General features: G+C 57.5%; 10 protein-coding genes and 2 pseudogenes. 1 reads left to right on the top strand and 11 read right to left on the bottom strand.

What is annotated here, in order from left to right; genetic code table 11:
- Window positions 1-448: 448 nt before the first annotated feature.
- The 11 genes and pseudogenes from nifA to AB7M16_RS25560 form a co-directional block, all read right to left on the bottom strand.
- The gene (gene nifA, locus AB7M16_RS25610; protein WP_453945443.1) at window positions 449-2,266 is read right to left on the bottom strand and encodes a nif-specific transcriptional activator NifA; all 1,818 of its coding nucleotides are present in this window, start codon (window positions 2,264-2,266) and stop codon (window positions 449-451) included.
- Window positions 2,267-2,447: 181 nt separating this feature from the next.
- A pseudogene (locus AB7M16_RS25605) lies at window positions 2,448-3,285 on the bottom strand (SDR family NAD(P)-dependent oxidoreductase).
- Between the two features lie 712 nt (window positions 3,286-3,997).
- Window positions 3,998-5,107 carry a nodulation protein NodZ gene (locus AB7M16_RS25600; RefSeq protein ID WP_124163652.1) on the bottom strand — a complete coding sequence of 370 codons (1,110 nt, stop codon included), beginning with the start codon at window positions 5,105-5,107 and terminating at the stop codon, window positions 3,998-4,000.
- A gap of 143 nt (window positions 5,108-5,250) precedes the next feature.
- Window positions 5,251-5,662, bottom strand: a pseudogene (locus AB7M16_RS25595) (carbamoyltransferase N-terminal domain-containing protein); the annotation flags it as partial.
- 318 nt (window positions 5,663-5,980) lie between these two features.
- Entirely contained in the window at window positions 5,981-6,769 is a 789-nt protein-coding gene (locus AB7M16_RS25590) for an ABC transporter permease (RefSeq protein WP_453945442.1), read from the bottom strand.
- Window positions 6,770-6,772: 3 nt separating this feature from the next.
- Window positions 6,773-7,693, bottom strand: coding sequence for a nodulation factor ABC transporter ATP-binding protein NodI (gene nodI, locus AB7M16_RS25585; protein WP_124163655.1), 921 nt, complete (start codon window positions 7,691-7,693; stop codon window positions 6,773-6,775).
- Between the two features lies 1 nt (window position 7,694).
- Window positions 7,695-9,404, bottom strand: coding sequence for a nodulation protein NodU (gene nodU, locus AB7M16_RS25580; protein WP_124163656.1), 1,710 nt, complete (start codon window positions 9,402-9,404; stop codon window positions 7,695-7,697).
- A gap of 13 nt (window positions 9,405-9,417) precedes the next feature.
- A complete protein-coding gene (gene nodS, locus AB7M16_RS25575) occupies window positions 9,418-10,047 on the bottom strand; it encodes a nodulation methyltransferase NodS (protein ID WP_453945441.1) in 630 nt (209 codons plus the stop codon).
- Window positions 10,048-10,058: 11 nt separating this feature from the next.
- The gene (nodC, locus tag AB7M16_RS25570) at window positions 10,059-11,435 is read right to left on the bottom strand and encodes a chitooligosaccharide synthase NodC (protein ID WP_124163658.1); all 1,377 of its coding nucleotides are present in this window, start codon (window positions 11,433-11,435) and stop codon (window positions 10,059-10,061) included.
- Between the two features lie 16 nt (window positions 11,436-11,451).
- Window positions 11,452-12,111: a chitooligosaccharide deacetylase NodB gene (nodB, locus tag AB7M16_RS25565; RefSeq protein WP_124163659.1), complete on the bottom strand. Its 660-nt coding sequence runs from the start codon at window positions 12,109-12,111 to the stop codon at window positions 11,452-11,454.
- A complete protein-coding gene (locus AB7M16_RS25560) occupies window positions 12,108-12,740 on the bottom strand; it encodes a NodA family N-acyltransferase (protein WP_124163660.1) in 633 nt (210 codons plus the stop codon). Before AB7M16_RS25560 ends, nodB begins: the two co-directional genes overlap by 4 nt.
- 832 nt (window positions 12,741-13,572) lie before the next feature.
- On the opposite strand from AB7M16_RS25560, the gene nodD1 reads away from it, so the two are divergent.
- Window positions 13,573-14,517 carry a transcriptional regulator NodD1 gene (nodD1, locus tag AB7M16_RS25555; RefSeq protein WP_124163661.1) on the top strand — a complete coding sequence of 315 codons (945 nt, stop codon included), beginning with the start codon at window positions 13,573-13,575 and terminating at the stop codon, window positions 14,515-14,517.
- Window positions 14,518-14,597: the final 80 nt, after the last annotated feature.

Raw genomic sequence — 14,597 nt, 5'->3', positions numbered from 1 at the left:
CGTTGCCTGGAATCGGCTCGCTGTCAAAAAGGCTTAAACCGGGCGATAAGTCGCTCCAGCCGCTCTTCCTGACGAACGAATGCCGACACAAGTCAGGGCACCGACAACGCGGTTCCGCTCGTCACGCCAGCCGAGAGACGCAAGGGATGCTCGCAGGATCACTGCTGCGAACCACCTGCGGGCATCGGGCCGATCGACGGTTAAGCATTGCCGCTCACTCGTCCGCAGAATAGGGATGATAGCTTGTTACATGTTCGAGCTACGGAGGACGGTTCACGATTGTATGGCCCCAGGTGAGGCTCTGTAACTCATGGCGCACAAATCCATGTTGCGCGCGCGCCGTCGTCGCCGCAGGCCGGCCCATTCCCTTCAGAGTGCGTAGATTGCCTCTTCGGAATCATTCTTCAACTATCTATTTGGCAGCAGAAGTTCCGACGGGTGTGGTTGTTCAGAACCGCTTTATCTCAACTCCGTATTTTCGCAGCGCATAGCCGATTTGGCGCGGGGTTAGTCCGAGTAGGCGCGCTGCCTTGGCCTGCACCCAGCCAGATTTTTCCATGGCCGCAATGACACGCTCGCGATCGGTCATGCTCGCACCACCAACGAGAACTGTGCCGGCAGGTGCCAGTAGGGCCGGTCCGCAGACAGACTGCGGTGGCAATGTCGTTTGAGCTAGCGGAATGATGGACTTTGCAGGCATCGGCTGCATGGGTACCGCCACGTCGGCCTTGTCGTTCGATGTGCTTTTCCAGAGCATCATGGAAAGGCACTGGCCTTGGCAGCATGCAAAGTCACTTCTCACAATCGATGGCCCGGTACACAGCGTCGCTGTTCGCTCGATGCAATTTTCGAGTTCGCGAATATTTCCCGGAAACCCGCAGTTCATCAGTACCTCGATCGCACTCGCCTCCAGGGTGAGCGTACGGCCGTTCTCGCTGTTGAACTTTCTGAGGAACTCTCGGGCTAGCAGCGGAATATCAGTGCGTCTTTCGCGCAGCGGCGGCAACAACAAGGGAACTACGCTAATACGATAGTAGAGGTCCGCGCGGAACTCGCTCCTTGCCACGGCCTCTTCAAGGTTCTTGTTGGTCGCAGCTATGACTCGAACATCGACCTTAATCGTGTGATTGCTACCGACGCGCTCGAACTCCTGCTCTTGCAGAACTCGCAGCAATTTCGCCTGGAACGGAGCTGAGATCTCTCCGATCTCATCCAGAAATAGCGTCCCTTTGTCAGCAAGCTCGAAGCGCCCCTTGCGCGAGCTGACCGCACCGGTAAAGGCACCTTTCTCATGGCCAAACAATTCCGATTCCAGAACCGTCTCTGGCAGCGCCGCGCAATTCAGTTTAACGAACGGTCGTTTAGCGCGGGACGAGGACTCGTGAATGGCCTTGGCTACGAGCTCCTTGCCGGTGCCGGATTCGCCCCGCAGCAGAACCGTGCTGTTCGATTTGGCTACAACCGCAATCTTCTCGAGCAGAGCGCTCAGCGCGGCGCTGTCGCCAATGATCCCGTGGGCGTGAAGCTTCTTGCGCTCGCGAGCGGCCACCTCAAGCTCAACAATCTTCTGTGGCTGGTCTTTGTCCACTAACAATCGTTCACGATCGCAGGCCAACAAGCGATGTAGCTTGACTGTTTGTCCCACCAAGTTGGCGACCATAGCCAGCAGTCGCGCATCGTACTCGAGCCGAAGACTGGAACTATCGTCCTGGATACGGTCTACCGTCAGCGTACCAACGACCCTCGCTTCAATACGAATAGGAACCCCAATAAACGATACGCGCACGCTGTCGGAGGCGCCGAGAAGCTCCCGGTCGGCAGCGCTGAAGGCTGGCTCGCCGGCTACGCTCTCGACAATAAGAGGCCCGTCTGTCGCTACGATCTGGGCGATTGCTTTCTGCGGCAGGCACGTGCGGTAACGTTCGTCACTGCCTTCGCTCCAGCCGGCGCCAACGGTAATTTCCGGGATACCGTCATCGTGGAATAGCGAGACGATGCCGTGTCGCATCTGCACAAACGATTGCAGCAGGCCAAGGACCTTGGCCAACATGACTTCGAGCCGACCAGGGGCGCTGACTATTTTCGATATTTCGAAGATGCCGGCCAGCGCACTCTCATACGACGGCTGCCCCGAGGGATCACGCTCCGGCTCCGGTTGCGAGGCAGGTCGTTCGCCCGAGGATGGGATGTGCAGCATGAGCCTGTCTCCGTTGTCTTGATTATCCTCCATGGAGCCATGTTGGGATTGGCGAGCTTCGTTTTGCATGTCACTCTCTGATCTAGCCCCACGTGTTGAGGAGATGACATAGAACCGTGACACCTTATTATGGCACGACACCACACTTGCAATGTGCCCTCGTTTCACTTTTTGCGGATCGTGCGCGTCGTCAGCGGAGAACATACGTGCCGCTGCAGGACACGTCAGCTGCGTCGCCAGAGCGGCGGCTTTACAAATGCTGCCCGCCATTGATCGGCACCTCGGCTCCCGTGACATAACTCGCCGCATCCGAGCACAGGAAGAAGATGACTTTGGCCACTTCATCCGGGGTCCCCACTCTGCGCAGCGGGATACCTGGCACGAGACGGGCTTCCGTGTCTGGCGATAGCATGTCGGTCTTGATTTCGCCGGGCGCGATCGCATTCACACGAATGCCATGCGGCGCATAATCATAGGCCAGCTCGCGTGTGAGGCTCGCAAGCGCCGCTTTCGAGGTCGCATAGGCGCTACCGGCGAATGGGTGCACCCGTGAGCCTGCTATTGAAGTCACATTTACGATTGATCCTGACGCGGCTCTTAGCTCGTCAAACAGACCCTGCGCCAGCAGGATCGGAGCTACCAGATTAAGATGAAACACCCCCATCCAGGTCTCGCGTTGACGTGGTCAACGACGTCATCCGATCGCCAGTGGGCGTTTTCGGCGAGACCCCGGCATTATTCACCAGCGCGTGCAAGGGCGCACCAGCCAAGCGCTTCTTGACCTCGGTGATCGCACGCGGCAGCATTCGATGATTGCTGAGGTCGATCTGGAAATGATCGTCATTCCCTGCCTCCCAGGAGCATCGCTCGCCGTCGAAAGGTTGGCGCGCGCAAGAAATGACACGCCAGCCCGCCTCCGAGAAGAGCTTGGCAGTGGCATGACCAATTCCGCGCGATGCCCCCGTGAGCAACATCGTCTTTTGTTCTCTACGATTATCACGCGCTTTATCGGCGTAAACGAGGCAACCCAAATGTGTTTCGGCCAGCGGCTCTCTAATCAGATTGTCATTCGGCAGATCGAGACCCAAGGCCGCCTCCTCTACTGTTAGGGCAGCGGACGATTAGCAGGATTTGCGCCACTGCGGTGCAGGTAAATCACCTCCGTTTTGCGTCCTAACGTCGCGCACACCGAACACTTGGCCGATTTCAGACAGCCGTGGGTGTGCTTTGTGACAACAATGGCAAATCAGCTACGTAAGCTCTCTAGCACACTCGCCTGCTTCATCACAGGGGACGGGCCGCGCTCGCTTTCTTGATCGCGCAACCGAATGAGCTGCGGCTTGTCGGCGCCTCGCCGAAGTCAACGACCGCTCGGGAGCGACCACGGACATTTTGCCGCGCTAACTCTAAAACTGACGTACCAGCCTCGCACGTCAGATTCGTCAATCGTCGATTCTGTTTGTCGCACCCCTGGGCAGAACTGGAAATATCGCTGGACGGGTTGGCTCCAGGCACGAGCTGGCGAACTGATATGTTCATCCACGCTCGAGCACTGATCAGCTCCGATTTGTGGCTGACCGAAGGATGACGACGACGTGTTCCGTCTGCTTAACGCTGCGCAGCACTTTAGGGCGGTTGTTATCGACGTCACGGCTCAAGCGAAGGCACTTAGCCGTCGCTTCGTTCTGCTCTTCGTTGCAACAGCATCACGTTGGGCAGACGATTGTCGCCTGTACAAGAACTGGCAGTACTCTTGGATGCAAAGAGCGACAATCAGGTCGATCAAGCGCGCTACAACTTTCATGAAGCTACGAGCTCTTGCGAGTTGTCTTCGACCAAGATCAACCTGCTCGGATCGTTCAAGTCGAACTCTATAACGCGTGGAGCAAAGAGACGCGCATAGCGCGTGAAGGCGCTCGTTGGGGGAAACCGGATCACCGTGTCGCAGCGCGCAAGGAGATACATCTCAGTGAGGGCAGAAAAGCCACCCTCGGCTCCGAGGGCGGCGTTGTGCAACGGGCCGGCGTGAGGCGCCTGGAACTGTTTTGGAATCGCAAAAACATCGGGAAATATTGCCGACACCTGCTCAAGGATGAGCGCGCTGTCCGTGCACAGGAATGCCCTCACAGGCCTCGCATGTGGTAACGCCCTCGCCTTTTCAATGGCATTACAGACCTGTCGAAACGCGCGCTCCGCGTCCGCCCAGTAGGGAGCATGCCCCATAATGTCCTCACCGTTGCCATGCCGGACATGAATTCCGATCACACTGTACGGCTCAAAGTGCTCGCGGTAGATGGCATCAATCCGAGCCTGAATTGCAGCTCGCGGCTTTATACTCCGAAAGATCTCGCGCTCCGCCTCCTGATCGCAGCGCCACATCAGGCAGGCATCACACACAACCGTGTTAGCGTCACTATCTCTCTGACTTTGGAACAGTTGATCGAGTTGGTCGCGTTCCCGGAAGATCTGCTCGTTCGGGCGGTAGACGCAATCGATAGATGGCTTGTTCCACCATGCCGGAAAGAATGGTCCCGGAAACGAACGTTTGTTGATGTCGTCGTCGCAAATCACCGGCACGCCGGCAATGTCTTCAACCGGTTCGAAGAAGACTGGAAAGGCATTGGTGAATGGTTCATCAAGATAGCAAGAGCCCCGCCAATCGATGGCTAGCGTCCGCCCTGTCTGCTTTGCAAAACGCCAAGCTGCCGCCAGGGACCACAGACAGTCGCCAAAACCCGTACGTCGCCGGGACACTACGAACCGAACATTCATCGCACCGCTAACCATCTCGATTGCCTTTTCGCGCGCTCCTGGTTGGACAAAAGACATCGATACAGACATCTCGGGTCTCTTCTCGCCCGGCGTCACAGTCTGTTGCGGTTCCGGCGAGCTGCGTCGGTAGAACTTCATAGCAGGGCTATCCGTGATGGCCGCGTTCTCTCAACACTTTCTGTCCTTTCTTCAGCGGTGTTGTATCGACCTGCCCGAAGTCCGATGCCCAATACTCCCTGTGCGTCGGATGGGATGGTCCCCTCACATGCAGGCATAGGAGGCGTGGCCACATGCGCTTCGTGGTGATTCACCAAGGAAAGTCGGGACGGATCGATCTCTGCCCCGAACTCCCGTGCCAGAAGCTGCCGCAGCAACAGTTTGGCGTCTAGCGTAACTGGTTGAGAAACAAAAAGACGCTCGAGGATGGTTTTGCAATAGGCTTCAGTCGCGTAGGACGCGATGCGATCGATCATCCCCGAGCTCGACTCCTGCGGCAGACAGGCAGTATCGGGTCGGGCTGCTAGGGAACTTGTTGGAGTGCTTGACACAGTTGAGACGCTCCTCTTCGACAGCAGCAATTACGCGGCCATCCTGCACAAAAACCGCAGTGCCACCGTGAAGAAATGTATTCGGCAGCTCCGGAGAGCTTTCATGGATTCTATCAAGGTCACCACTCAGTCCCGGGCACAACATCCCGTCCTCCATCGTGACGGGAAGGCCGACTGCCGTCCCATCGAACTAACCTGTACAATCACGCTCCGCCGGTGCGCGGGCCAGACAGCACAACATGACTTTGCAAGGCCTGTCTCGGCGCCTAGCGACAGGCACTCAGAAATAGGGTGGCTGACGTCCGACGCCGATAGACCGAACAGGCGGCCATAGATCTGGCTCGATCGCAGCCTCTTAAGGCCGTTGCAGAAGCCGCTGTAACGGACCAGGTCACTCGCGAGCTACCGCGGAAGGACTCATGATACTGCATCGATTGACTTTCTCGCGTTCGCTCAATTGACGTCAACGCAGCAGGCGTCGCCGAAATAGTGCTGTCGACGCGAAAAAGGGCAAGACCGCGTAAACACAAAGCGCACCTACGTGCAGGGCGGCACTGTCGACGCCGCGCTCAAGCATCGTTGGACGAATAAGGTCGACCGAATGTGCGAGCGGCAACAAGCCGGCAAAGTGCTGAAATGAGTCAGGCAGTTGACTCGTCGGAAAGATCGCGCCACAGAGAAACACCATGGGCGTAAGGACGAGCGACTGGTAAAACACGAAGTAATCGTAAGTTGGCGCAAGAGATATGACGACCATTGCCAGGCTGGCGAAGACAAGACCCGTAAGGGCGACTGTGGGTATCGCGCACAGAATTGACGTCCAGGATGCATAGCCCAGCGCTGCAGCGACAATCCCGATTGCTGTCCCCGCTAGAACGGACTTACTGGCCGCCCACACCAACTCACCTAGAACGATATCGCCGAGCGTGAGCTGTGTGAACAGAATTCCCTCCCAGGTGCGTTTGACACCCATCCTAGCAAAGGCCGCATATAGGGTTTCAAAGGTCGCGGATGTCATCGCACTGATTGCGACCATACCGGCCGCCAAAAAGGCAATGTACGAAGTCCCCTCAACTCGTCCCACGATAAGTCCGAGGCCAAAGCCAAGGCCCAACAGATTGGTTATAGGGTCTGCGAGATTGCCGAGAAGCGATGCAAGCGCGACTTTCCTCCATGCCAGGAAATTTCGTCGCCATACCGCGATCCAGTTGTACGCGTTAGCCGGCATCACCGACGCATAGCCATCATCCATCGCTCATTTCTCCATCTCGCGCCCGGTCAACCGCAAGAACACGTCTTCGAGATTCGGAGGGCGCTGCAGTACGCGAAGGTTTGCTTGCCCGCGCAGGTGCACGCGGACTTGCTCCGGATATGGCGCGTAACAAAAAAGCGTCTCTCCACTCACTTCGATATGCCGCGCATAAGGCCTGATCAGCTCTCGAAGTTGATTGGGATCACCGCCATAGATCTCAATCACGTTGCAGCCGATATGCTCGTCGATCAAGGCATCTGGTTTGCCTTCGGCGATTTTGCATCCACTCTCAAGCACGCATAAGCGATCGCACAGGCGCTCGGCCTCTTCCATGAAGTGAGTGGTCAAGAGGATCGTCTTGCCACGCGCAAGCAGGGCCCGCAGGCGTTCCCAAATCAGGTGACGTGCATGCGGATCCAGGCCAGTGGTGGGCTCATCCATCACGAGTAGATGTGGATCATTAACCAGGGCACGCGCCAGTGTCAGCCGCCGCCTCATGCCACCGGATAACTCGGAGACACGCACGTCCGCTCTGCTTTCAAGACGCGCAAACTCAAGCAGCGCGGGCGCAACCGCCTCGATTCTGCGAGCGCTCATGCCAAAATAGCGGCCAAACACAAGCAGATTCTCTCGCACTGTGAACTCGAGCTCAAGGTTGTCGAACTGCGGCACCACCCCGACGCGCGTACGCGCCGCACGAGCTCGGGAAGGCACAGGCTCATCGAGGACTGTAATATTGCCTGCGTCGGGCGAAATCATGCCGAGGAGCATGCGCGCAATCGTACTCTTGCCAGCTCCATTCGGCCCAAGCAGTCCGAAGCACTCTCCGCGCGCGACCGAGAACGACAGGTCGTTGACGATAAGGTTGTCGCCAAATGACTTTTTTACCCCGGCAAGGTCGATCGCCACAGTGGACATGTTCATCTTAGGCTGACAGAAGTCGTTCCGTGGACAATGGCTTCTTGGCGACCGTTTTGCTCCAGAGCATGCCCTCGCACCAAACATGCTCGACACGCCCCCATTGGCAAGCTGCCGCAGCGTCCGGAAAGAATCCCCGTCCGTGGAGGTTGGCGCTCGTGTTGCAGAGCAGCGGAATGCCCGTGAGTTGCTCAAATTCGACGAGAAGCGCGGCAATTTCGTGAGGAGAGTTGCGGGAAATTGTCTGCAGCCGCGCCGAGCCATCAAGATGGACCACCGCCGGGACCTTGTCGCGCCAATTCGCCCGGGTCTGGTGATCGAATAGCATGTAAGGATCTGGCGTGCCCGGGCTGAAGATCTCCGGCGCCCGATCCTCCAGACAGATCGGCGCCACCGGTCGGAAGTGCTCGCGACGCTTGATGTCGTTGAGATGATCCTTCATTGCCGGGCACGTTGGAGCTGCAACAATGCTTCTACCGCCCAGCGCCCGCGGCCCAAGCTCGGCACACCCGGAAAGAAAGATCACGGGCTTGTTGTCGGCAAGAATCGACGCAAGTTCACTCAGACTGCAAGGTGCGGCCTCCCAGTCCGGCGGAACCTCGCTCTCCTGGAGGGCAGGACCACTGTAAACTGACCATTGCAATGGCCCGAAGCCATCTTGCGCTGCCATGGCGCCGCACGCCGCGCCGATTGCCGAGCCGCTGTCATTCGGAAACGGCGGCACCCAGACATCATCGAACAATCCCGTCGCGCGAAGCGCGCTGTTCCATTTGATATTGAGACCGCAACCTCCGGCGACACATAGATTTCGCGCTCCCGGAAGCGACGAATATCTTAGCAGAAGCAGCGCGATTTCCTTAACAAGAAGACGTTCCAGAAACACATGGAACGAGGCGAGGACGTCCTCCGCTCGCTTGGCAGCCAGGCGCAACGTGCTTGCCTCGAAGAACGCGTGCATAGCTGCAAGAGACGATTCCGCATTGTTGATGTCTTCGCGGTAGCGGCGAGCCTGCTCCGTGTCGGCCGCCAACCGTGTTTCATAAAGCTCCTGAAACACTTCCACTATGCTTTCATCAACTGAGCCAAGCGCGATGTAAGCCATCAGCTTGCCGGCGATGCCCAGATCCCAACTGGAGCGGTTCGGCTGACGGTACGGCCCGAAGTGAAGGCCCGCGGCAGCATAGGCGTGGCCAATCATAGGAAACAGCGATCCAATGAACCGAGCCCCGCGCGGTTCGACATAGTAAAGACGTGGAAAGATGCAGCCATCCCACACCAGACAGAACGAAGGCTTTCCCGCGGCTGCAAAGGGACTGGTGCTATATGCTGACGCGACATGGCCCGTGACATGCGGGTAGCTCTTATATGGAAACTCCTTGCCTCCGAGGAGGAGGCCAACGCCGTCGACGGGATCAAGGAGGCCCTCAGCATGACGCTCGACATATGGCGCGCCTTTTAGCGCAACCTGCACCGCTCCGCTTAGGAGCTGGAACTGCGATTCATTCTCCCCGTCCCAGCCGTCAACGACGAACTGATCGATATCCCGCGGCTCCAGGCCATGCTCAGCCAAGGCGCGCACGACTGCATCGAGATTGTCAACGGACTGATAGCGTGGACTATTGCCGCGCTTCTCTTGCTCCACGCAAAAAAGAAGCCGACCGTCCTCGACGACAGCAATTGCTCCGTCATGTGTCAACTTTATTCCGCAGATGCGCATACGTACTCCTGGCCTAATGACCGACGTTTGATTGTTCTGACGTGGCGTCCGGCTTTCGAAACTGGACGATCAAGCAGTCTTCGTTTGCCAATCCGGTGGAGCAGTGCCGACGCTCGACCTCCGATAGGCTCTCCTTAAAGAGAGCGATCACCGTTTCGGCACCAGCAGCATGCCCCCAGCGTTGACATATTTCATCACGCGCGGACCCGAAAATCAGAGTGCCACTTGGCGCAAGCATACTCACGAGGTTGCGGATAGCCGCATGCATCTCGCTCACGTCTTTGAGGTAGTAAAGAACCTCGGCCACGACAATCAAATCGAACTGCTCAGTGGACGAGAACCGCTGAATGTCGCAGGTCACCCAAGCAATATGTGACCACTTACTGGTCCGCAGTCGCGCTCGCTCAATTGCCTGCGGCATGACATCCACCACGGTAAGTCGCTCGCATAGCGGAGCCAGCATCTCCGTGAATGCACCGGCTGCACATCCTACTTCGAGGCCAGACGCAGCGTCTCCGTTGCCACACGACATCCGGAGCATTTGCGCGTATCGCTCCTGCTCGAACGAACTACTGTCAAGGCGCCATGGGTCGTCGAGAGCCAACTCTCGCTCTAATAGCCGATGGTTTTCGTCCAGAATCATGAGACGACCACTTATTCGTAGGCAGTCGAGCGTTCACGACCGGAAACACTCTCCGTGGCCGTGAGGCTCGATGGACGGTGCGATACCCCCCCTTTATGAATGACAGTAGGCCCCACCCCTACACTAGCCGCACCTCGTCCGGCATTGGGGCGCAGGATGACACGCTGTTTCTCCTCTTCCGCCGGCACATTAGTAACTTTTCGCGATAGCCAATCGCTATTGCTCAATGTACAAAGCGCATAAGCCTTCAATGGTAGTAAAAGAAAGATATTGATCGGTGTGTGGAGCGAGAAGCCGATAAACCGCAAATCGCGAGCACGAAGTGCTGCCACACTGCACCGGACCATAGTCATTGCAGCAATCGTCAGTCCCGTCCACCAGGGTATAGAGCCACCGATCACGAGCTGTGCAAGGGCAGCAAGTGTTGAGATCGCGAGGAGAAATGGGCCGAGATTCTGCCCGATAACATCTAGGGTCAAATAACCATCGAGCTCTGGCAGCAGGCGCAATGCAAGAAACGTATCTCGAAAGGTACTGCGTGCCCAACGGAGCTGCTGACGCAGATATGGCCCAAGACTGTGCGGGACGACGGTAGCTGCTATCGCGTCTGGGACGTATTCGGTTCGAAAGCCCGCCTTGAGCATGAGTATCGTTAGATGGCGGTCCTCGCCGAAATCACTCGGCTTCCCACGAAAGAATTGCGCTTCGTATTGATCAAGAAGCAAGGTGAGTGCGGAACGCCGATACATTGCACATGGGCCGCAGCAACACATGACGGCACCGAAACGCGCCTGTGCCGCGCGCTCTTCGTTGCACGCGAGCCAATATTCCATATCGATCAGCCTGGTCAGCCAGGTCTGGTTGCGATTACTTGCTACGAGTTGACCCATCGCCGCACCGATTTCCGGGTCATGCATCTTCAATACAAGCTTCGTGACGACATCGGCAGCAAGAACCGTGTCGGAATCGACGTTGAGAACGAGATCCCCGGATGAGCTGCGTATTGCAGCGATCTGCGCCTTGCGCTTTCCGACGTTGTTGGCCAACAAGATGATATTGAATCTCGGATCATTGGCATATATCTGGTGTACAGGCGCGACCACGTCGCGGTTTGCAGACCCGTCATCGACCACATAGACCTGCATCTTTCCGGCGTACTCTTGACTGGCAATCGACTCCAGACATTCGGCAAGCGTGTTTGGATTCTCATTGAAGCACGGCACGATGACGTCCACAGTGGGAAGGACCACCTCGGTTTGTCCGAGGCTGTCCTGTAGCGATGAGTTGATCGTCGGCTGGGCATAAAGCGCTTGCACGCTCTTATAGATAGTCGAGAGCAGCGCATAACTTGAAACAGCAGCAGCACTGGTTGTCGCGAGCAGGTCCATAGGTGTCAGTTCTTGTTTAGTGAAGTTGAGGGAGTGGACGGATTACAAACCCGCGCCGTTGTAGTGCCGGAATCAGAAATGCCAGCGCCTTCGTGGTCTGATCGCGCAGCGTTGTATCGGTGCACAGTCTCTCCTCATCGGGAGGATACCCGTCGTGCAGGAGCACAATTGCACCCGGGCGAACGTTCGCCAGCACCGAATTCACAATTGTATCAACCCCAGGGCGGGACCAATCTCTCGGGTCGACCGACCAGTGCAGAGCCGTGAGACCAGCGCTCGCAGTCATTGCGAGCACCTGTTGCGTCCATATGCCGTAAGGCGCTCGCATATGCCTGGGCGAGGCCTTCGGGCACGCCAGACGGATCGCCTCGCTCGCGGTCAGCACTTCATCCTGTAGCTCCGCAGGTCCGCATCTGGATAGATCAGGATGGGTCATCGTATGGTTCGCAACCTCATGCCCTTCCGCAATCACTCGTCGGATGAGGTCAGGATGCTCGATCGCGTACGTGCCGATGACGAAGAATGTCGCCGGAACCCGATGTTGCGCCAGCACATCGAGCACCTCTGGCGTACAAAACGGGTTCGGCCCGTCGTCAAAGGTCAAATAGACAGCTCGACTTCCGCTCACGTCAGCGTAGTCGCAGCGGACAGTGGATGGGGTGGAACGCTCTGTCACAACTCAGGCCCGTTCCGATCGATGAAAGTCCCGGCCGGCCATTCGCTTATCGAGCGCCCCAGCGGAAACACCACCACGATCACATCCTCGAGGCGGGTCGGCGATAAATTGGGATAGACATCCGGCTGCGTGGAGCGGACGCGAATGCCATGCATCAGGGTGGCGAGCCCCTGCCTTTCGACCAGTCGCGTCATATGTTTCTCAAGCGCCGACCGAACCGTGCCAAAGCCGAATGGAACGCCAAGCTCCTGCAGTACGGGATACATCACGCGCATTGCGTGGCTTATTCCGAGCCCTTCGAGATCCGGACGCACCGCATACAACCCCAGTTCTGCTACGAGGAGATCGACTTCACTAACTTTGATGAAGCGACGTAGTAGCCCGAGGTGGGCCGCTACCCCGCGCGCGTCGTAACCAATTGCACGGAGCTCCGGTCTTGCGCCGGCCCAACTTCGGCTTCCCTCAAAAGGCTGCGCATTGAACGCACCCGTCGGTCCATAACTCTTGCGGAAGAACTCCGCGAGCTCGGCATGATCGGCGAGCCGCAGCTCGTTCTCCCAACGAAGGCTCCACTGCACTTGAGCGCGCGTAGAAGAGCGTTCCGCAGCCGGGGACACGGCAATGTTCATGGCAAGCTTCCTTGCGCCAGTGGAATTAAGAGCGAGACGTTCACGTGAAGTCGTTAGTCGCCGAACCGCCGATCAATGCTGGGATGCGCGGACTTGCTGTGTCGGAGCTCGGCACCGCTCGCCTGCACAGCGCCGCTGGCCCCATGCTCGCGAGGCAGCGAGCGCTCGGTTCGCGCTCCTCATCCGGCCAATGCCCTGCGTGCCATATATCGGAAGATGCCCACGATGCGATTCGACAGGCCAGATGCTGTCTGCACCAAAGAGCTTTTGCGCCTCCTGTCGCTTCGATGTCCGCCGCTTTGATCTCTGAGGGCAGGCGATCGACGCGCGGCCCTCATCGACGGCGCTTCGGAGCGGCATCAGGTCAAACTGGCTTTCATACATCTTCGACACGCCCCGAATGCACTGGACAGGCGAGCCATTTGGAAAGGCGCCTGGAATTATTGGCATCCGCAATCTGCGCCTGCCGCTATTCCCTGACACTAGAATGATGCTGAAAGCGCTCTCAAGTGTACGCGGGTAAACCTCGAATATGGAAACGGATGGCGTCACCATACCAAGGTTTATCGGACCCCGCTTGCCGACCAAACGAGCGCACTTCGCACGGAGACGCAACACGGCTCGCATGACGCGCCTGTAGACGCCCATGAAACGGAATCGGCGGCGCGCTCGCACGTCCAGGAGCTTTCCTCTGAGCTCACCTGAACGACCATAAAGCATTGTGGTGTGCCTGGTTACTTTTTCAAACTTCAGTTTGCTATCCAACATCCCGCAATTTGGTAAAATCGATTGTTTCGATAGAACACATCCACACGATGGATAGACTCACAACATGCGGTTCAAGGGACTCGATCTAAATCTTCTCGTTGCGCTCGATGCCGTGATGACGGAGCGCAATCTCACAGCGGCGGCTCGCAAAATTAACCTGAGCCAGCCGGCCATGAGCGCTGCGATCGCACGGCTGCGCACCTATTTCCGTGATGAACTATTTACTATGAAAGGTCGCGAGCTCGTCCCGACACCTGGCGCGGAGGCGCTTGCAGGTCCGGTTCGCGAGGCCCTGCTGCACATCCAACTCTCAATCATATCACGGGACGCGTTCGACCCGACGCAGTCGAGTCGACGGTTCAGGGTCATTCTTTCGGATTTCATGACGATCGTTTTCTTCCGCAGAATAGTGGACCGCATCGCACAAGAAGCTCCCGCCGTGCGGTTCGAATTGCTGCCATTTTCCGATGAACCCGATGAGCTGCTCCGTCGGGGCGAAGTCGACTTTCTCATTCTGCCGGAACTGTTCATGTCGAGTGCGCATCCTAAGGCGACGCTGTTCGACGAGACCCTCGTGTGCGTGGGATGCCGCGCGAACAAGCAGCTATCCCGACAGCTTACGTTCGATAAATACATCTCGATGGGGCACGTTGCTGCCAAGTTCGGACGGGCACTGAGACCGAACCTCGAAGAATGGTTTTTGCTTGAGCACGGTCTGAGGAGACGAATTGAGGTGGTCGTGCAGGGCTTTAGCCTGATTCCGCCCATATTGTTAGACACGAGCCGTATCGGCACGATGCCCTTGCGACTGGCCAGACACTTCGAAAAGCGGATGCCGCTGCGAATCATCGAACCGCCTCTCCCCCTACCCATATTCACAGAGGCCGTGCAATGGCCCTCGTTCCACAATACCGATCCCGCGAGCATCTGGATGCGGCGGATATTGCTCGAGGAGGCATCCAACATGGCATCTGGTGAGCAAGGGCCTCCAACTCGTAGGCGCTGTTAGGCTTACCGCAGGCTGCGACTCCGAATATCCAAAGCACGCTATGGGCCCTTCGACGTGCTCGGTCCCTTTCCTCGCTTCGG

The organism is Bradyrhizobium sp. USDA 372, assembly GCF_053629095.1.
This window is presented reverse-complemented; position numbering and strand designations above follow the sequence as displayed.

Excerpts from the sequence above, each read along its gene's own strand:
- nifA (WP_453945443.1), bottom strand. The coding sequence starts at position 2,266 with ATGCAAAACGAAGCTCGCCAATCCCAACATGGCTCCATGGAGGATAAT.
- AB7M16_RS25600 (WP_124163652.1), bottom strand. The coding sequence starts at position 5,107 with ATGAAGTTCTACCGACGCAGCTCGCCGGAACCGCAACAGACTGTGACG.
- AB7M16_RS25590 (WP_453945442.1), bottom strand. The coding sequence starts at position 6,769 with ATGGATGATGGCTATGCGTCGGTGATGCCGGCTAACGCGTACAACTGG.
- nodI (WP_124163655.1), bottom strand. The coding sequence starts at position 7,693 with ATGAACATGTCCACTGTGGCGATCGACCTTGCCGGGGTAAAAAAGTCA.
- nodU (WP_124163656.1), bottom strand. The coding sequence starts at position 9,404 with ATGCGCATCTGCGGAATAAAGTTGACACATGACGGAGCAATTGCTGTC.
- nodS (WP_453945441.1), bottom strand. The coding sequence starts at position 10,047 with ATGATTCTGGACGAAAACCATCGGCTATTAGAGCGAGAGTTGGCTCTC.
- nodC (WP_124163658.1), bottom strand. The coding sequence starts at position 11,435 with ATGGACCTGCTCGCGACAACCAGTGCTGCTGCTGTTTCAAGTTATGCG.
- AB7M16_RS25560 (WP_124163660.1), bottom strand. The coding sequence starts at position 12,740 with ATGAACATTGCCGTGTCCCCGGCTGCGGAACGCTCTTCTACGCGCGCT.
- nodD1 (WP_124163661.1), top strand. The coding sequence starts at position 13,573 with ATGCGGTTCAAGGGACTCGATCTAAATCTTCTCGTTGCGCTCGATGCC.